The organism is Streptomyces sp. NPDC001492 (assembly GCF_053597275.1).
In genome coordinates this window covers 23,781-41,790 of the sequence record NZ_JBSFHW010000012.1, presented here as the reverse complement: position 1 = coordinate 41,790, position 18,010 = coordinate 23,781, and the positions used below count along the sequence as shown (strand labels likewise).

General features: G+C 70.1%; 14 protein-coding genes. 3 read left to right on the top strand and 11 right to left on the bottom strand.

The window, feature by feature from the left end:
• Window positions 1-97 precede the first annotated feature (97 nt).
• Complete coding sequence (locus ACWC1K_RS17375; RefSeq protein ID WP_450832215.1) at window positions 98-1,009, top strand: helix-turn-helix domain-containing protein; 912 nt, start codon at window positions 98-100, stop codon at window positions 1,007-1,009.
• Window positions 1,010-1,136: 127 nt separating this feature from the next.
• On the opposite strand, the gene ACWC1K_RS17370 is transcribed toward ACWC1K_RS17375, so the two are convergent.
• The 6 genes from ACWC1K_RS17370 to ACWC1K_RS17345 all read right to left on the bottom strand — a co-directional run bounded on the left by ACWC1K_RS17370 (window position 1,137) and on the right by ACWC1K_RS17345 (window position 9,867).
• Window positions 1,137-1,907 carry a globin domain-containing protein gene (locus ACWC1K_RS17370; RefSeq protein WP_450832213.1) on the bottom strand — a complete coding sequence of 257 codons (771 nt, stop codon included), beginning with the start codon at window positions 1,905-1,907 and terminating at the stop codon, window positions 1,137-1,139.
• 80 nt (window positions 1,908-1,987) lie between these two features.
• Window positions 1,988-5,275, bottom strand: a complete 3,288-nt coding sequence (locus ACWC1K_RS17365; protein ID WP_450832211.1) for a S8 family peptidase — start codon at window positions 5,273-5,275, stop codon at window positions 1,988-1,990.
• 212 nt (window positions 5,276-5,487) lie between these two features.
• Window positions 5,488-6,171 (bottom strand): ABC transporter ATP-binding protein, encoded by a 684-nt coding sequence (locus tag ACWC1K_RS17360; protein WP_450832209.1) that lies wholly within the window; start codon window positions 6,169-6,171, stop codon window positions 5,488-5,490.
• A 244-nt stretch (window positions 6,172-6,415) separates the two neighbouring features.
• Window positions 6,416-7,855, bottom strand: coding sequence for an ABC transporter permease (locus tag ACWC1K_RS17355; RefSeq protein WP_450832208.1), 1,440 nt, complete (start codon window positions 7,853-7,855; stop codon window positions 6,416-6,418).
• A gap of 151 nt (window positions 7,856-8,006) precedes the next feature.
• Window positions 8,007-9,275, bottom strand: a complete 1,269-nt coding sequence (locus tag ACWC1K_RS17350; protein WP_450832206.1) for a L,D-transpeptidase — start codon at window positions 9,273-9,275, stop codon at window positions 8,007-8,009.
• Between the two features lie 238 nt (window positions 9,276-9,513).
• Complete coding sequence (locus ACWC1K_RS17345; protein ID WP_450832204.1) at window positions 9,514-9,867, bottom strand: hypothetical protein; 354 nt, start codon at window positions 9,865-9,867, stop codon at window positions 9,514-9,516.
• A 109-nt stretch (window positions 9,868-9,976) separates the two neighbouring features.
• Between ACWC1K_RS17345 and ACWC1K_RS17340 the strand changes: the two genes are divergently transcribed.
• On the top strand, window positions 9,977-10,291 hold the full coding sequence (locus ACWC1K_RS17340) for a hypothetical protein (RefSeq protein WP_450832202.1): 315 nt from the start codon (window positions 9,977-9,979) through the stop codon (window positions 10,289-10,291).
• A 42-nt stretch (window positions 10,292-10,333) separates the two neighbouring features.
• Complete coding sequence (locus tag ACWC1K_RS17335) at window positions 10,334-11,146, top strand: hypothetical protein (protein ID WP_450832201.1); 813 nt, start codon at window positions 10,334-10,336, stop codon at window positions 11,144-11,146.
• A 60-nt stretch (window positions 11,147-11,206) separates the two neighbouring features.
• Here the strand turns inward: ACWC1K_RS17335 and hutH are convergent, their stop codons facing one another.
• The 5 genes from hutH to ACWC1K_RS17310 form a co-directional block, all read right to left on the bottom strand.
• On the bottom strand, window positions 11,207-12,745 hold the full coding sequence (hutH, locus tag ACWC1K_RS17330) for a histidine ammonia-lyase (RefSeq protein WP_450832447.1): 1,539 nt from the start codon (window positions 12,743-12,745) through the stop codon (window positions 11,207-11,209).
• Between the two features lie 171 nt (window positions 12,746-12,916).
• A complete protein-coding gene (locus tag ACWC1K_RS17325) occupies window positions 12,917-14,065 on the bottom strand; it encodes a diguanylate cyclase domain-containing protein (protein ID WP_450832199.1) in 1,149 nt (382 codons plus the stop codon).
• Between the two features lie 92 nt (window positions 14,066-14,157).
• Entirely contained in the window at window positions 14,158-14,976 is an 819-nt protein-coding gene (locus tag ACWC1K_RS17320) for an enoyl-CoA hydratase/isomerase family protein (RefSeq protein WP_450832197.1), read from the bottom strand.
• Between the two features lie 859 nt (window positions 14,977-15,835).
• A complete protein-coding gene (locus ACWC1K_RS17315) occupies window positions 15,836-16,951 on the bottom strand; it encodes an adenylate/guanylate cyclase domain-containing protein (RefSeq protein WP_450832195.1) in 1,116 nt (371 codons plus the stop codon).
• A 122-nt stretch (window positions 16,952-17,073) separates the two neighbouring features.
• Window positions 17,074-17,934: a biotin--[acetyl-CoA-carboxylase] ligase gene (locus ACWC1K_RS17310; RefSeq protein WP_450832194.1), complete on the bottom strand. Its 861-nt coding sequence runs from the start codon at window positions 17,932-17,934 to the stop codon at window positions 17,074-17,076.
• Between the last annotated feature and the right edge of the window lie 76 nt (window positions 17,935-18,010).

The window sequence follows — 18,010 nt, the reverse complement described above, 5'->3', positions numbered from 1 at the left end:
ACAGGGGCTTCACCCAGGCCACGCTTCTGCGTATGTCCGCTGTGCCTACCACTGGCGGGGTCAGGATGCTGTGCGTACGACAGTGAATACTTGAGGCATGGACGAACAGCCCGATGCCGTACCCGAGCCCTCCGGGGCTCTGGACCGTCGTGCCGAGCTCAGCGAGTTCCTGCGCACCCGGCGCGCCCGGCTGAAGCCGGAGGACGTGGGGCTGCCGGACTTCGGCCGGCACCGGCGGGTGCCCGGACTGCGCCGTGAGGAGCTGGCGCAGCTGGCGGGCGTCTCGGTGGCGTACTACACGCGCCTCGAACAGGGCAACGGGCGGAACGTGTCGGCGGAGGTGCTCGACGCCATCGCGCGGGCGCTCAGGCTGACGGACGCCGAGCATGCGCACCTCACCCACCTCGCCAAGCCGAAGCAGCACAAGAAGAAGCCGGCGGCGCGGTCGCAGCAGGTGCGGGGCACGCTGCGACAGCTGCTGGACTCGATGGACGGGGTGCCGGCGTACATCTCCGGGCGGCGCTCGGACATCCTCGCGTGGAACCGGATGGCGGCGGCCGTCTTCGGCGACTGGGGAGAGCTGCCGGCGCAGGAGCGGAACTGGGCGCGGCTGGTGTTCCTGCGGCCGGAGTACCGGGAGCTGTTCCTCGACTGGGAACAGAAGGCCAGCGACATCGTCAGCTTCCTGCGGATGGACGCGGGCTGCTACCCGGACGACCCGCGGCTGTCCGCGCTGGTGGGCGAACTCTCCGTGAAGAGCGAGGAGTTCAGGCGGCTGTGGGCCACGCACGACGTGAAGGAGAAGGGCTACGGGGTCAAACGTCTGCACCACCCTCTGGCCGGTGACCTGACGCTCCACTTCGAGTCGTTCCGGTCGGCCGACGGCGACGGTCAGGCGCTGACCATGTACCACGCCGAGCCGGGGTCCGCGTCGGCGGAGGCGTTGCGGCTGCTGGCCAGTTGGGGGGCGGACGCCACTTGGGCGGGGCAGTCGGCGACGTCTTCCTGAGCCGTGCCCGGCGGTTCGTGCGCCGCTGCCGGGGGCTGCCGCCCCAGACCCCCGCTTCGGCCTGAACAGCCTCGTCCTCAAACGCCGGACGGGCTGGATGTGCACCACCGCCGCTGAAAAAAAGACCTCACCCCTGATACGGCGGCATCGCCCCCCACGTCCATCGCGGCACCGGCTGCTCCGCCGGCGGCTTGGCGTCCGGGCCCGAGAAGTAGACGGCGAGGCGGGTCCCCCACTCCACATACGCCACGAACGCCGACCGGAACTCGGCATCCGTCGGGAGTCCCGCTTCGTCCGCCGCGTCCTGGATGAGGTTGACCCAGCGGCGGCGCTGTGGCTCGGTGATGTGCTTGCCGAAATGTTTGGCGACCATGTGGCCGTGGCCGCCCTGGGTCAGGGAGTAGGTGGCGGGACCGCCGAAGACCTCGCCGAGCCAGAGGGCGACGTGCTCGGCGTGGTCGGGGGCCAGGCCGGCGAAGAGCGGGGCGAGGAGGTCGTCCTTCAGGACCTTGTCGTAGAAGACCGACGTCAGACGGGAGAAGGCGGCGGCGCCCCCGGCCCAGTCGTACAGCGTCGGCACCGAGGACCCCGTACCGCGTACCGTCGTCGGCTTGTAGTGGCGCATCTCCTCGATGTTGCCGACGTACGGGCGGATCTCCGCGAGGAAGTCGGAGAACAGGTCCGAGCTGCGGAAGCCCTCCAGGTGGTCCTCGGTCGACGTCCAGGTGATGCGCAGGACGTAGTGCGCGAAGTCCTCCTCGCAGCGCGCGAGTTCGTAGTCCACGCACTGGGGTGCCGCGGCCAGTTGTACCGCGGCCCGGGTGTAGGCGGCGAGGAACTCCGCCGAGCGGTCTTCCGGGATGCGGTAGCGGATGTACTCGACGGTCTGTGTGGTCATGCGCCCACGGAAACACGGACCGCCCGCCGGAAGCTGCACTTCCGGCGGGCGGGTCACTCAGCGCTCAGCGAACCCGCGGCTCACTTGGCGTAGTACGCGTTGTAGATCGAGATCGTCGACTTGTTGTTCTGCTTGTCGGTGATCTTGGCGTGGAAGGAGATGGCCTTGCCCTTCTCCGGGTTCTTCACCTTGATCTTGCCGCCCACGACGTCCAGCTTCGTCCAGGTCTGCCCGTAGTCGTACGACACGTACACCGACAGCGACTTGAGGTTGCTGCCCTTGGCGGCGCCCTCGACGGTGACCGGGATCGACACCGTCTTGCCGGCCTCCACCTTGTTGTCCAGGCCGGTGACCGCGTTGAAGCGGACCGTGGACGCGGGCAGGGTGGCCGTGTCGGACGTCTTCTTCGAGCGGAAGGTCCAGCTCGCGTCGATGCGAGTGGAGGCCTCCGCCACCAGGACGCTGCGCTTGACCGACGTCGTCAGCTTGTAGTCGGCCTCGCCGGCGGGGACCTTGAACTCCTTGTTGCCGAAGAGCGGGTCGTCGTTGGAGCCGACCTTGGTGCCGTTGCGGTACAGGGTGGTGTCGACCGCGGTGAATTCCGAGGAGCCGGCGTGGCCCGCCCCGTCGGTGAACAGCGGCAGATAGCCGTAGATGCTGTTGCCGTCGCGGAAGAGCCCGAAGTCCTTGTTCAGATGCGGGCCGAAGACCGCCCTGTTGAAGGTCTTCGTGTACTTCTGGCCCGCCTTGAAGGTCTGCGGGTCGCCGAGCGTGTAGTACGCCTCCGGGATCGGGAGGCCGTCCGCGTCATGGCCCTTGATCTGCTCGAAGTCCCACGTCCACTGGATCTTGTCGGAGGTCGACAGGTACAGCGTGCGTGCGCCCGGCAGCTTCTGCTCGATACCGCCCGCGAAGACGGCGTCCTGCGGGAACAGCCCGAGAGGCATCAGGGCGCCGGTCTTGCCGGGGGCTCCCGAACCGAGGTTGTTCTTCACCGTGGCGAGCTCGCTCGCCTTGAAGTGGCGGACCTTGTCGCCCTGGATCTTCTTGACCTTGGCGGTGGTGGCCACGTCGTACTCGGCGTCGTCGCCCTTGGTCCACTGGCCGTTCCAGGTCTGGTGCAGGCCCGAGACCTCGCCGCCCAGCGGCGCCATGCGTATGTCGGCGAAGGACTTCGCGTCGAAGCCGAAGCCGCCCGCCGGGTCATAGTTGTAGCTGATCGTCGCCTGCTGCTGGGCCGCCTGCGCGTCCGGCACCGTGATGTCGGCCGCCTTCGTCCTGCGGGCGTCGATCGTCACCGTGGTGTTCTTGGTGACGCTCAGCTTCGGCTGGACCAGCCAGTCGAGGCCGCCCTCGAAGTGCACGAGGTCCTTCGCGATCCAGGCGTCCAGCAGGTAGTCGCCCTTGGGCAGGCGCATCGTCGTCGTACCGGAGTCCGAGACGGTCACCGGGTACCCGCGGCCCTCGGCCAGGCCCGAGTAGCCGGACACGATGTCGTTGTAGTTCCCGGTCGGCTGCCCGTCACGCCCGATGTGCTTGAACGTCACGCTGTACGACTGGATCTCGCGCTGCACACCGGCCGCGGTCCGCACGGTCTGGCCGCCGCCCGTCGCCGTCACATACGCGGAGTACGCGCCGTCGACCGTGCCGCCCAGCTTGGTGTTGACGGTCAGGCCGACGGAGGCCTTGCCGCCCGCCGGGACGGTCAGCTTCGTCGCGGCCAGCTTGAAGAAGCCCGCGGGGGCCGCCTGGCCCTTGGGGTTCGTGGCGGTGGCGGACAGGTCGAGCGTGACGTCCTTCGTACCGAAATTGCGGTACGTCAGCTGCTTGGTGACCGGCTTGTCGTCGGTGTGCGGCCACTGCTGCACACCGAAGCCCAGCGACACCGGGTCGGCGATCACGCTCTGCTTGATGGCCCTGTCGACGGCGATACGGCCCGCTCCCTGCTGGAACGCCGTGTACTTGCCGCCCTTCGCGGAGCCGGTCAGCGCGCCCTTGAGCTCGGAGAACTTCCAGTCCGGGTGCTCCTGCTTCAGGATCGCCGCGGCGCCCGCCACATGCGGCGTCGCCATCGACGTACCCGAGATGGTCAGGTAGCCGGGCGGGTTCTCGCCGACCTCCTGGTCGATGACACTGCCCTTGGCCGCGGCCGCCGTGATGTCCACTCCGGGCGCGGTGACATCGGGCTTGATGGCGCCGTCGACGGTCGGGCCGGTCGAGGAGAAGTCGGCCAGCTTGTCGTGGTCGTCGACCGCGCCGACAGTGAGCGCGTCCTCGGCGCTGCCGGGCGAACCGACCGACTCGGGGCCGGCGTTGCCCGCGGCGATCGCGAAGAGGATGCCCTTCTGCTCGGACAGCTTGTTGACCTCGGCCTCGAGCGGGTCGATGCCGGGCGCGTCCTGGCCGCCGAGGCTGAGGTTCACGACGTCGGCGCCCTGCTCGGCCGCCCACTCCATGCCGGCGAGGATGCCGGAGTCGTCACCGGAGCCGGTGTCGTCGAGGACCTTGCCGTTGAGGATCTTCGCGCCGGGCGCGACACCCTTGTACTTGCCGCCCGACTTGGCGCCGGTGCCCGCCGCGATGGAGGCGACGTGCGTGCCGTGCCCGAAGTGGTCGGTGGCGTCGGCGGCGGTGGAGAAGTTCTTGGACTCGATGACCTGGGTCGCCAGGTCCGGGTGGGTCGCGTCGACACCGGTGTCCAGTACGGCGATCTTGACGCCCTTGCCGTCGTAGCCGGCGGCCCATGCCTTCGGTGCGCCGATCTGCGGGACGGACTTGTCGAGGCTGGCCTTGCGGGTGCCGTCGAGCCAGACGTGCGCGATGCCCGCGGTGGCCCTGCCGCCGTTGGTGACGGCGTCCCACAGCTCGGGCGTTTCCTTCTGCGGGGTCTGAACGGCGTCCGCGTTCAGGGACTTCAGGGTCCTGCGGAGGGTGCCCGCGTCACGGACGTCGGCCTTCGCGGCGGTCGCCGGGCCCTGGTAGCCGACGATGACCTTCAGCCCCTTGGCCTGGGACTTGCGGGTCGCGGACTTGTTGAGCTCGGTGATGTCGAACAGCCGCTGGTCCAGCTTGCCGGTGGCGACCAGCCGGGCCGCGTCCGCCGGTACGACGAGCGTGTGCCCGCCGGCCTTGCGGAACTGAACGGGTATGTGCTCGCGCCCCTTCGCCCGCTCCAGGCCGACGACCCGGCCCTTGGAGTCGACGACCACACGGTCGCCGGTGATCAGGGTGATGCGGTGCTTGGACGTGAGCTGAGTCTGCGGAGCAGTGGTCGACTGCTCCGGCTTCGCGGACGCCGGGCTGGTCATGCCCGCCGCAAGGGCCACGGCGGCCGCCGTGGCAACGGTTGCCGCGCATGCTCTCTTCACTTGTCTGCGCAAGTCTCCCCCTGGAGATGAAGTACCGGGCGTTTTCCCCTGTCACCCGGCCGGGGGCGGTCCCGCACACATGAACGCATGCACCCCCCGGAACACGCAGTATGCCGGGGGGTGATCAGGTACCTCAAGAGATGAGAAGAAGGTAAGAGGTGGCCCTGGGGACTGTTACGAGGCGGTCCCAAAGCCGTTACCGCTCCGGGCAATTACGCGCCCGCGTTCTCCTTGACGGTGAGCTTGCCCTTGCGGATCGTCGCCAGCCGCGGGGCCTTCCTCGCGATCGCGGAGTCGTGGGTGACCATGATGAAGGTCAGCCCGAGCTCCTTCCACATGCGCTCCAGCACCTCCATGATCTCGTCGCGCATCGACTCGTCGAGATTTCCGGTGGGTTCGTCGGCGAGCAGCACCTTCGGCTGTTTGACGAGTGCTCTGGCTATGGCGACGCGCTGCTGCTGTCCTCCGGACATCTCGCCGGGGAGGTGGCCGAGCCGTTCGCCGAGACCGACCGAGGTCAGCGCCTCGGCTGCACGCTCCCGTCGTTCCTTGGTCTTCACTCCTAGGGGTACGAGGGCGGTCTCGACGTTCTCCTGGGCGGTGAGGGTCGGGATGAGGTTGAAGGACTGGAAGACGAAGCCGATGTTCTCACTGCGGACGCTGGTGAGCCTGGCCTCGGAGAGCCTGGCCAGGTCCGTGCCGTCGAGGACGACTTCGCCGGAGGTGGGGCGGTCGAGACCGCCGAGCATCTGGAGGAGGGTGGACTTGCCGCCGCCGGTGGGGCCCTGGATGACAAGGCGGTCCCCGTCGGCGATGGAGAGGTCGACTCCGTCGAGGGCGTGGACGGTGTCCCTGCCTCGGGTGTAGCGCTTGGTGACGTTTCTCAGTTCGTACATTTTGGTCTCCTGGGAGGGTTCGGGGGTGGTGCGCGTCGTGTTCTGGCTGCGGGTGGGTGGGGGCTGGTCGCGCAGTTCCCCGCGCCCCTGAAAGCCGCTGCAGCTGCCGCAGGCGCGTAGCCGCTTAGCCGCCCTAGCTGCGGGCAGTCGTGCCGCTAGGGGCGGCTCCCGTCCCCAAGAGAGCGGCACCCCGCCAGCGCGGGATGAGCGCACCCGCCCTCCCCCCAGCCACAGCCGACCTCAGCTACTCGACGCGCCTCAGCGCATCCGCCGGACGGAGCCGAGACGCCCGCCAGCCACCGAAAGCACCGGCAATCAGGCCCCCGGCCACCGCAAGAGCCACCGCCAGCACGATCGTCGTCACACTCACCGGCGCCGTCAGCGCAACCTCCAGCGTCTTCGCCGCCCGCCGACCGGGCCCACCGAAACCGCCCCCAGGACCACCCGTACCGCCCCCCAACTGCGCCTGCAGCGTAGGGCTGACACTGGTCACGACATACGCACCGGCCAGACCGAGCCCGATCCCCAGCGCACCGCCCAACAACCCGTTGACCATCGCCTCGCCCACGACCTGCCGGGTCACCCGCCCCGACTTCCACCCCAGCGCCTTCAGCGTCCCGAACTCCCGCACCCGCCGCGAAACGGCGGAGGACGTCAGCAGCCCCGCCACCAGGAACGCGGCCACCAGCACGGCGATCGACAGCCACCTGCCGACGTTGGTCGCGAGGGACGACGCGGTGGACAGCGACCCGGAGACCGTCTTCGCCAGGTCGGACGAGGTCGTGACCGTCGTACCCGAGACGTTCTTCTGGATGGTCGACTTGACGGAGTCGATCTGCTGGGAGTCGGTCGCCTTGACGTAGACCGTGGTGACCTTGTTCTTCTCGCCGGCCAGCGTCTGCGCCTGCTGCAGCGGGATGTACAGGTTGGCAGCCGCGTCACCGCTGTCCGCGGTCGCGATGCCGATCAGCTCGAACTTGACGCTCTTGATGGTGACGGTCGAACCGACCTTGTACTTCTTCTCCTTGGCGTACGCGGAGTCCGCCACGGCGACCTTGGCGTTCGTCTCGCTCGTCCTGAAGGTACGGCCACTGGTGATCTTCGACGAGGTCAGCGGGCCGAGCGCGGTCTTCGTGACGTCGGTGCCGTACACCGTGTACTGGTTGATGTCGAAGTCGGCGCCGCCGCCCTGCACTTCGCCCTGCGGCTGCCCGGTGCCGCCACCGCGTCCGCCCTGGCCGCCCCCGGAGTTCTGGTTCTGCTGGAACTGCCCGCGGGTGAACTGGCCGTTGACCTTCACCACGTTGAGGCTCAGCCCGCCCACCGCGGACGAGACCCCCTTCTGGTCCGCGACCTTGCCGACGGTCGAGGAGGCCAGGGTCGTGAAGCCCTGCACCATGACCCGGTCGCTGCTCTGCGTCGAGTCGTCGTCGTTGCCCCGCGCGTCGAACTGGAAGCGCGGGCGCTGGGAGTTGCTCGCGGTCGGCGTCGCCGCCTTGGTCACCGTCATGTCCGTGCCCAGCCCGTACAGCGACTGGAGAACCCTGTCCTGCGCCCTGCCCATGCCGGACGACACGGAGCTGACCACGATGACGAGCGCGATGCCGAGGGCAAGACCGGAGGCGACGACGAGGGCCGCCTTTCTGCGGCGGCGCAGTTCGCGCCTCAGGTAGGTGAAGAACATGCGCCGCAAGCTAGGGACGCCCCGTGATGACTCGATAAGGCCCCGATAAGAGACGCATGAGAAGGCTGCGGCGGACCCGGGAAAGGGCTCGGAAACACCGATGCCGCCCCTGGGGGCGGCATCGGAGAGAAAGCTGTGGACCGGCAGTGGGTCAGATGGCCGAACCGGCCTTCCAGTCAGCCCAGCTGAGGTTCCAGCCGTTGAGGCCGTTGTCCGGCTGGACCGTCTTGTCGCCGGTGTGGGAGATGACCACGACGTCGCCGACGATCGAGTGGGTGTACATCCAGTAGCCCGGCGTGCTGGTGTCGTTGGCACCCTTGGTGTCGGACAGGCCCACACAGCCGTGGCTGGTGTTCACCGAGCCGAAGATGGACTTCGCGCCCCAGTAGTTGCCGTGCAGGAAGGTGCCGGAGTTGGTGAGGCGGATGGCGTGCGGCACGTCCTTGATGTCGTACTCGGCCTTGCCGTCGTTGTCCGTGAAGCCGACGGTCGTGCCGTTCATGCGCGTCTGCTTGTACTTCTCGGACATCACCATGACGCCGTTGTACGTCGTGTGCTCGGGCGAACCGGCCGAGATCGGGATGGTCTTGATCGTCCTGCCGTCCTGCGTGACCTTCATCTGCTTGGTCTTGGCGTCGACGTACGAGACCTGGTTGCGGCCGATGTGGAAGGTGACCGTCTTCTGCTGCACGCCGTAGACACCGGAGGCACCCTGGACACCGTCGAGCGCCAGCTTCAGCGTGACGGTGGAGTTCTCCTTCCAGTAGTTCTCCGGGCGGAAGTCGAGGCGGTTGGCGCCGAACCAGTGTCCGACGACCTCCTGGCCGCTGCTGGAGGAGACCGTGATGCCCTTCTGGACCGCGGCCTTGTTGGTGATCGCCTTGTCGAAGTTGATCGACACGGGCATGCCCACGCCGACGGTGGTCCCGTCGTCCGGAGTGAAGGTGCCTATGAAGCTGTGGGCCGGAGCGACCGTGGTGAACGAGGCGTTCTCGTGCGCGACGCGACCGGCGGAGTCCTTCGCCACCGCCGCGACCTTGTAGGTGGTCGAGCGCTCCAGCTGGGCGTTCGGCTTCCAGCTGGTCTTGTCGGCGGAGAGCGTGCCGGCGACGGCGGTGCCGCTCTCGGTCGTCATGGTCACGCCCGTGAGCGTGCCCTTGCTGACGGTGACGGCCGCGGAGTTGTTGATGGAGGCGTTGTCGGAGCCGTCCTTCGGCGTGATCTTGATGTCGGCCTCGGACGGCTTCTTGGCCGCCGCCTCGTCGGCCTTGGCCTGCGAGGTGTCCTTGCCCTTGCCGCCCGAGGCGTCGTCGCCGCCACCGCCGGAACAGGCCGAGAGCACCAGAACCCCGCCGAGCAGTGCGGACGCGACCGTCAGGCCCCTGCGCCGCTTACTGTTCGTCATCACACGCTTCTCCATGGTTGCCGTATCCCCAAAAAGCCCCGAGAGTCCCCGTTAACGAACTTCAACGCTACGGCCGCTTCGTCCCGTTCCACATGTCCCGTAGGTGTGGGGCACGCCACGTCCGCCGGGGCGGGCGGTGCGGCTGGTGCGGCGGAATCCGTCGGCGGCTTCGCCGTGGTCGGCCGGCGCGCGGCCGGAGACGAAGAAACCCCGGACGGCGGTCGCCACCCGGGGTCATGTTTTCCCAAGCCGCTCAGGAGACGCCGTCGGCCCCCTCGTCTTCGTCGTCTTCGTCCACATCATCCTCGTCCAGGTCCCAATCGGGCGAATCGGGGTCGTAGTCGATGGGCTCGCTCGACCAGGAGGCCTGCGCGAGGTCGACCCCCGGCACCTCGCTCACCAGGTCGAACGGGTCGACGAGAGAGGCGAGGGCCTCCGCCGTGTCTTCCGTCACAGCGCCCTCGGCGTGCGCCCGCTCGTCGGCCGGCAGGTCGGTGTCGGCGGCGAGGCGCCGCAGCGCCTCCTTGGTCAGTGCGCCGGGGTCCTCGATTTCAAGGACGAGTTCCACCCGAAGGCGGACAAAACGTGATGTCTCTTCAGTGTTCATACCCGGAGCGTAAAGCCCGCGGCTCCCGTGACTTTCCTGTGACCCGCGCCTTTCACTAACATCGCCCCACACGGCCAATTCGCCAGCGCCACAAGGGGATCGATATTCCGTGTCATCCGCTCGTCGTCCGTTGCTGACCGCCACCGCCGCAGGCACCGTCCTGTGCGCCCTGTGGTTCGTTCCCTCCGCCAAGGCGACGGGGGAAGAACCGGCGAGAACAGCATCGTCGGCGGCCCCGACCTCGCAGGTCACAGCGCAGGCACGGGCCGTCTCGGAGACCACGGACAGCTCCGGCACCCAGACCCAACTCGCCGACACGGGAAGCCCCGACACCACTCCGTACGTCGTCGGCGGCACTCTCTTCCTCGGGATCGGCGCCGGTTTTGTGGCGTATTCGGTGCGCCGGGAACGCCTCGGCTTTTGAATTCACTTGACGCTTCCTTGACTCGGACCTCATAGTCCGCGCATGAAGAGATCATCGAGGGTGCGTGCAGGCGCCACGGTTGCCGTGAGCCTGCTGTCGCTCGCCCTCATCACGGGTTGCGGCGGGAATGCGGACGACTCCAAGGGCTCCGGCTCCAAGGACTCGCCCTCCTCGTCGACTGCGGCCGCGAAGGCGCTCAGCGCGGCCGAGCTGAAGAAGCTCATCATCAGCGGGGCGGACCTCGACGGCTACGAGGTCAAGTCCGCGGACACCGGAGGCAAGTTCGCCGCGTCCAAGGACCAGGTGAAGGTGGCCGACGTCAAGTGCGCACCGCTCGCCTACGTCCTCACCGGATTCGCGCCGGGCGACACGAGCGCCTACGTCAACCGGATGGCCACGGAGAAGAGCGACAGGCCCACGCCGACGGGCACCTCGGACGAGGACCTCGACGCCGCGATGAACGGCCTCCAGGACGTCCTGGAGTCCAAGCTGACGATCGTCTCGCTGTCCTCGTACGACGGCGGCGGCGCGCAGGAGACGATGAAGTCCGTGTCGGACGCGGTGAGCGGCTGCGCGAACGGCTTCACGGTCTCGGCCAAGGGCCAGGACACCCAGAAGTTCACCAAGGTCGCCGAGGAGAAGTCCTCCGGCAGCGGTGACGAGTCGGTGGCGTTCGCCGTGACCGGCAGGACCGAAGGCGACACGACGACGGTGCACGGCGAGGTCGTGCGGCACGGCTCCACGGTCGCCACGTACTACTCGATCAGCCTGGCGGCCCTGGCCGGCAAGCAGGACAAGTACGGCGTCCCCGCCGAGATCGTCAAGGCCCAGTCGGCCAAGCTGGCACAGAGCTGACCCGCGGGGAGGGCCGCCGCCGGGGGGAGACAGCGGCGGCCCTCGTACCTACCGGAGCGGTCAGGCGAGCGGTCCCGTCACACCCTCGACCGCGGCGACCAGATGTCCGTCGCGCACGAACGCGTCCGCGGCGGCGAGGTCGGGCGCGAGGAACCGGTCCGGACCGGGGCCCTGGACCCCCGCCGCCCGTGCGGCGGCGATGGCGGCCTGCGAGGCGGGCGCCGGGGCCAGGCCCTCGCGCAGTTCGATCGCGCGGGTGGCCGCGTACAGCTCGATGGCGATCACCCGCGTGAGGTTGCCGACGGTCGTACGCAGCTTGCGGGCGGCCGACCAGCCCATGGAGACATGGTCCTCCTGCATGGCGGAGGAGGGGATCGAGTCCGCGGAGGCGGGTACGGCCAGTCGCTTCATCTCGCTGACCAGCGCGGCCTGCGTGTACTGGGCGATCATCAGCCCCGAGTCGACGCCCGCGTCGTCGGCCAGGAACGGCGGCAGACCGTGGCTGCGGTTCTTGTCGAGCAGCCGGTCGGTGCGCCGCTCGGCGATGGACGCGAGGTCAGCGGCGGCGATGGCGAGGAAGTCCAGGACGTACGCCACCGGGGCGCCGTGGAAGTTGCCGTTGGACTCGACCCGCCCGTCGGGCAGGACGACGGGGTTGTCCACGGCCGAGGCCAGCTCGCGCTCGGCGACGAGCCGGGCGTGCGCCAGGGTGTCCCGTCCGGCGCCGGCGACCTGTGGGGCGCAGCGCACCGAGTAGGCGTCCTGGACGCGCGGCGCGTCGTCCTGGTGGTGCCCGGTGAGCTCCGAGCCCTTCAGCACGGCCAGCATGTTGGCGGCGGAGGCGCCCTGCCCCGGGTGCGGGCGGATGGCATGCAGCTCGGGGGCGAGCACCTTGTCCGTCCCGAGCAGCGCCTCCAGCGACAGGGCGGCCGTGATGTCGGCGGACTTGTAGAGGGCGTCCAGGTCGGCGAGGGCCATGACCAGCATGCCGAGCATGCCGTCGGTGCCGTTGAGCAGGGCGAGGCCCTCCTTCTCGCGCAGTTCGACGGGGGCGATCCCGTGCTCCGCGAGGAGCTCACCGGCGGGGCGGACGGCTCCGTCCGGTCCTTCCGCCTCCCCCTCGCCCATGAGCGTGAGGGCGCAGTGCGACAGGGGCGCGAGGTCGCCGGAACAGCCGAGCGAGCCGTACTCGTGGACGACCGGGGTGATCCCGGCGTTGAGCACGTCGGCCATGGTCTGCGCGACCTCGGGCCGCACGCCCGTGTGCCCCGAGCAGACGGTCTTGAGCCGCAGGAACATCAGGGCCCGTACGACTTCCCGCTCCACCCGCGGCCCGAGGCCGGCGGCGTGCGAGCGGACGATGTTGCGCTGCAGCTGAGCGCGGAGTTCCGGGCTGATGTGCCGGGTCGCCAGGGCGCCGAAGCCGGTGCTGACGCCGTAGACGGCCTCGGGCTTGGCAGCGAGCGCATCCACGATCTCGCGGGCGGCGCCGAGGGCCGCCACCGCCTCCGCGGAGAGCTCGACCCGGGCGCCGTCGCGCGCCACGGCAAGAACGTCGGACGCGGTCACCCCGGACGTCCCCACCACCACAGTGTGCATATCCATATTCAGGAGCGTACGCAGTGAAGACGAGGATGTCACTACTGGGTTGCGGGTACGACCCTTACACGGTCACGTCTCAGCGCCGGTCGGCGATTTCAGCCCGTCCGGCGTTTGAGAGCGAGGCCGTTCAGGCCGATACGGGAGCCTGGGGGCGGAGCCCCCAGCACGTCACCCCGGCCGCCCCCGGAACCGCCGCCGCTCGGCCGGCACCTGAGGCGAAGGCTCGTCGGCCAGCCGTACGACCGGATCGTCGGGACCCTCCCGCCCCGCCACCACCGGCCCACCCGAGCGGAGCGCCTTCGCCCGGTACTGGGCCGCGTCCGCCAGCCGGAACAGCCGCCGGGCCGACCGCACGGGCCCGATGGGGTCCTCGGTGGAAGCGACCCCGCAGGCGACCCCGTCACCGAGCTCCAACTCGGCGGCGCGGCGGCAGAGTTCGTCGGCCGCCTTGACGGCCTCGTCGGCGGGCGGGCCGACGGAGAGCAGACAGAACTCGTCGCCGCCGAGGCGGGCGGCGAGCGTGCCGGGGAGCATCGCGCCGCACAGGGAGAGGACGGAGCCGAAACGCTCCAGGAGGCGGTCGCCGACGGCGTGCCCCTGGGTGTCGTTGACGCGCTTGAGGCCGTTGAGGTCGCAGACGACGAGGCTGACCACCGTGCCGTCCGCACGGTGCCGCTCGACGGCCTCGTCCAGCTTCGCGTCGACGGCACGGCGGTTGGCGAGACCGGTGAGGGCGTCGGTGTAGGCGAGCCGCCTCACCTCCTCCAGCCGCTCCGCCTGGGCGATCCCGGCGGCGACGACGGCGGCCAGGACGGTGGCGAAGTCGGCATCCTCCCGATCGAAGACGGGAGCACCCGCGGGACGGGCGACGTAGAGCTCGCCCCACGCGCGCCCGTGCAGCACGATCGGGGCGACGACACAGCAGCCGCGGCCCCGGCGGCGCAGGGCGGCGACCCGCTGGTGGAGGTATCCCGGAGGGCCGCCCGCGGCGGGCCCGTGCGCCGTCTCGACCCATGCGTCGGGCTCGCCGCCGCCGGCCCACCGCTCGTGCAGGAACTCGGTGATCTCGGGGAACTGGTGCACGGGGTACGACTCGTCCTCCGGGAACTCCTCCTCGCCCTCGGCCCGCTCCCCCACGTTGGCGAGGACCCGCAGCCGGCCGAGCTCCCGCTCCCACACCGACAACGCGGCGAAGCTCCCGCCGAGCGCACGGCACCCTCCGGCCGCCGCCGCACGCCACGCCTCGCGCGAGCCGTGGGCCGCGGCCATGCCCTGCGCCAGCGCGACGACCGCTGCGAGCCGTTTGTCCTCACCCATTACTCCAGGTTAGGGAGGTTTCTATTGGTTTGTTCTACTGATAAGGCGGTGGGGTGACCGGTGCTGGGGCTCCGCCCCCGGACGGCCCTGTTTCACTCACCCGGCCAATCGGGCCGCCGCTTCTCGTTGAACGCCGCCACGCCCTCCGCCCGGTCCCCCGAGAACGCCACCGACCGCCACGCCGCGTCCTCGACCTCCAGACCGGCCCGCAGGTCGAGCCCGTGGCCCAGACGCAGTGCGCGCTTGGCGGCCCGCAGGCCGACCGGGGAGTTCGCCGCGATGCGCGCGGCCAGGTCCAGTGCCGCCTCCCGGTCCCGGCCCTCCTCCACCAGCTCGTCCACGAGCCCCAACTCCCGCGCCTCCGCGGCCTGCAGACGCCGCGCCGTGAAGATGAGCTCGGCCGCCCGCGCGGCCCCCACCCGCCGCGGCAGCAGCTGTGTACCGCCGCCGCCCGGGATGACGCCCACGGACACCTCCGGCAGCCCCACCACCGCCGTACGGTCGGCCACGATCAGGTCGCACGACAAGGCCAGCTCGAAGCCCCCGCCCAGGGCGAACCCGTGCACCGCCGCGATCGTCGGCACCGGCAGCTCCAGGACCCCCGTGTAGGCGGCCCGCGCGACCGGCCGCTGCCGGAGCAGATCGGCGTCGGTGAAGGAGTTGCGCTCCTTGAGGTCGGCCCCGACGCAGAACGCCCGCTCGTGCGTGGACGTCACCACGACCACCCGTACGTCACGGTCCGCGCCGAGTGCCGTGCAGGCCCCGGCGATCGACCGCGCCATCTCGCTCGACACGGCGTTCATGGCCTTGGGCCGGTCCAGGACGAGCTCCGCGACATGCCCGACGTCCCCGACACCCTCGTCGCCGTGTCGCCGCACCACCACGAACTCCCCGAACCGCTCCTCGCCCATGACACCCTCCGGTTAACGCGGGTTAACAACCGTCGGCCCGATCATTGCAGGGTTTTTCTCCGTTGTCCCCGTTCGGGTGACATCCCGCCCAACTCCCGCCACACCGCCCACGGGAGCGCATACGGTGCGTTCGCCACGGCGCACAGGGGGGCGCGGGCACAGGGGGAGGGGACAGGATGACGCTGACGGCAGAGACATCGATGAGGCGCGGCCGCCATCGCAGGCCCCGCCCCCGCAAACTGCTGTTCGCCGTCAGCGGGCTGGCACTGGCCGCGGGCGCGCTGAGCCTCGTACGGGTGGCACCGGATTCGGGAAACACCGGTCTCGGGACCACGGAGGCTGACCCCCATCAGGATCCGGTCACCGACACCGACCAGTCGAGCACCACCGTCGCCGCCGCAGAGACCGCACCCCGGGTGAGCCCGTCGGCGACCTACGCAATGGGCAACGCGAGCACGACACCTACGGTGCCTTCCACCCTCGTACCGCTGCAAACGGCACCCGCGTCACCGAGTGTGGCGCCCACTGCGGGCACCACAACCATCCCGGTCACACCGAACACCCCTGCACCCACGACCGGTCAAAAGCCGCCGACGACCTCCGCCCCCCGGCCGACTCCGACTGCCGACAGGACCACGCCGCCGCCAGCTCCACAGCCGGGCAGGTCAGACGAGCCCGGCCTGTGCGTACCGGTCGTCGGCCTGTGCGTGAACCAACCCGACGCCGACTGAGAACACGTACGGGGCATCGGCCGTGCCCTTAAGGGGCGCGGGGCTATACGGATATGCGGCTCCGCCGCGTGGGCGCGACCGGCCGCGACGGACCCGCAGTCAATCGACGACGTCCCCCGGCAAAGCGCTCACCCCCGCCGGGTGAGCAACCAAGGCTCCACCACACCAAGCCCCCGCACCGGCCGCTGCCACATCGGCTGCAGCGCAAAGCGGTACACCGGCGGCTCCTCGCCCTCCTTCTCCGCCGCGGCAGCCGCTTCGGCCGCCTCGGCCTCGGAGGCCGGTGCCTCCCCGGTGCGGATGAGCTCCTGGGCGAAGTCGGCGTCGACCAGGACGGCGTCACGCGGGGCTATCGACGTCAGCCGGGAGGCGAGGTTCACCGTCGTACCGAAGACATCGCCCATACGGGTGGTCACCGTGCCGAAGGCGATGCCGACGCGCAGTTCGGGCATCGTCTCGTCGTTCGCCATGGTCTCTATGAGACGCAGCGCGATCTCGGCGGCGATCCCGGCGTCGTCGGCCGCGTAGAGCACCTCGTCGCCCAGCGTCTTGACCAGCCGGCCGCCGTGCGCGGCGACCAGGTCGGCGGCGGTGGTCTCGAAGGCCTCGACGAGTTCGCCGAGTTCCTCCTCCTCCATGCGGCGGGTCAGACGGGTGAAGCCGACCAGGTCCGCGAAGCCGACCGCCAGGCGCCGGTCGACCATCTCCTCGTCGTCGGCGGCCTGCACGACCCGCCCGGCCGAGGCGGCGAGCTGGCGCCGCCAGACGTAGACGAGGAACTCCTCCAGCTCGGGCAGGAGCAGTTCGACGATCGGGTACGTCACCTCGGTGCGCGTCATCCCCAGCTCCGGGGGCTCGGTCAGGCCCTCCAGGAAGGAGTCGATCTGCCACTCGGCGAGCCGGGCGGTGGTCTGGCCGGTGGACCGGGCCACCTGCACCGCCATCGCCTCGCTCAGCAGCCCGGCCTCGACGAGGCCGGACAGACGGCGCAGCGCGAGTACGTCGGCCTCGGTGAGCGCCTTGGCCTGCCCGATGTCGGCGAAGCCCATGGCCCGCCAGAAGCGGGTGGCGAGCTCCACGGAGACGCCCGCGCTGCGGGCCGCCTGAAAGGGGGTGTAGCGTCGCTCCGCGCCGAGGATCAGGTGTTCCAGACGCAGGGCGAGCGGGTCCTCGCCCGGTTCGGCGGCGTGGGGGTCCACCCGGCCGTCCGCGCCCGTGCCGGAGCCCGTGTCGTCGACGGTCACGCCTGCTGCCCTTCCCATCTGCCACGGTCAGGTATCGACCGGCCTCAACTGTACGGCAGGTGTGCCCTAGCTCACTCCCGAGAGTCATGCACGGCTGCAGGCAGCCGTACATCCACCCTCGGTCAGGCGGGCCTCAGGTGCACGATGTCCCCCGCCCCCACCGGTTCCTGCACTCCGGACCCGGTGGCGATCACCAGCCTGCCGTCCCCGTCCACCGCCACCGCCTCCCCGGTGATCGACCGGTCGCCCGGCAGCTCGGCCCGCACCGTCCTGCCCAGCGTCGCGCAGCCCGCCGCATACGTCTCCTGCAAGCCGCTCACCGACGGGTCGCCGCCCGCCTCGCGCCAGCGCCCGTACCACTCCTCCAGGGCCCGCAGCACGGCCCTGAGCAGGGGGTCGCGGTCGGTGCTCACCGCGCCTGCCAGCGCGAGCGAACCCGCGGTCGGCACCGGCAGTTCGCCCTCCCGCAGCGTGACGTTGACGCCGACCCCGATGACGACGCCGTCGTCCCCGGCCCGCTCGGCGAGGATGCCGCCGGCCTTGCGTTCCTCGCCGCCGATGGAAACAAGCAGGTCGTTGGGCCACTTGAGTGCCGTGTCGACGCCCGCCGAGCGGGACAGCCCGGTGGCCACGGCGACCCCGGTGAGCAGCGGCAGCCAGCCCCAGCGGGCGACCGGCACCTCGCTCGGCTTGAGCAGTACGGAGAAGAAGAGCCCGGAGCGGGGCGGTGCCGTCCACTGGCGGTCCAGGCGGCCCCGCCCGGAGGTCTGCTCCTCGGCGACCAGGACGTACCCCTCGCCCGCCTTGCCCGCGCCCGCCAGGGCGACCAGGTCGGAGTTGGTGGAGCCGGTGCTGCGCACCACCTCCACCTCGCGCCACAGCCCGCCCTCCCGCACGAGCCCGCGCCGCAGCGCCGGGGCATTGAGCGGAGGCCGGTCCAGATCGGACCAGCGGCTGTCGTCTGAAGCATCTCGCGGCGTCATGCAAGCCACCCTAGGTGTGTGAAACGCCGCACTGCTGATTCGTAGCGCCACCACTACTCTACGGATGAGTAACCGT

What these genes read in the sequence shown, in the direction of transcription:
- ACWC1K_RS17310 (WP_450832194.1), bottom strand. Translation starts at nt 17,934, where the DNA reads ATGACGCCGCGAGATGCTTCAGACGACAGCCGCTGGTCCGATCTGGAC.
- ACWC1K_RS17335 (WP_450832201.1), top strand. Translation starts at nt 10,334, where the DNA reads ATGAAGAGATCATCGAGGGTGCGTGCAGGCGCCACGGTTGCCGTGAGC.
- ACWC1K_RS17370 (WP_450832213.1), bottom strand. Translation starts at nt 1,907, where the DNA reads ATGACCACACAGACCGTCGAGTACATCCGCTACCGCATCCCGGAAGAC.
- ACWC1K_RS17375 (WP_450832215.1), top strand. Translation starts at nt 98, where the DNA reads ATGGACGAACAGCCCGATGCCGTACCCGAGCCCTCCGGGGCTCTGGAC.
- ACWC1K_RS17345 (WP_450832204.1), bottom strand. Translation starts at nt 9,867, where the DNA reads ATGAACACTGAAGAGACATCACGTTTTGTCCGCCTTCGGGTGGAACTC.
- ACWC1K_RS17320 (WP_450832197.1), bottom strand. Translation starts at nt 14,976, where the DNA reads ATGGGCGAGGAGCGGTTCGGGGAGTTCGTGGTGGTGCGGCGACACGGC.
- ACWC1K_RS17355 (WP_450832208.1), bottom strand. Translation starts at nt 7,855, where the DNA reads ATGTTCTTCACCTACCTGAGGCGCGAACTGCGCCGCCGCAGAAAGGCG.
- hutH (WP_450832447.1), bottom strand. Translation starts at nt 12,745, where the DNA reads ATGCACACTGTGGTGGTGGGGACGTCCGGGGTGACCGCGTCCGACGTT.
- ACWC1K_RS17360 (WP_450832209.1), bottom strand. Translation starts at nt 6,171, where the DNA reads ATGTACGAACTGAGAAACGTCACCAAGCGCTACACCCGAGGCAGGGAC.
- ACWC1K_RS17325 (WP_450832199.1), bottom strand. Translation starts at nt 14,065, where the DNA reads ATGGGTGAGGACAAACGGCTCGCAGCGGTCGTCGCGCTGGCGCAGGGC.
- ACWC1K_RS17350 (WP_450832206.1), bottom strand. Translation starts at nt 9,275, where the DNA reads ATGGAGAAGCGTGTGATGACGAACAGTAAGCGGCGCAGGGGCCTGACG.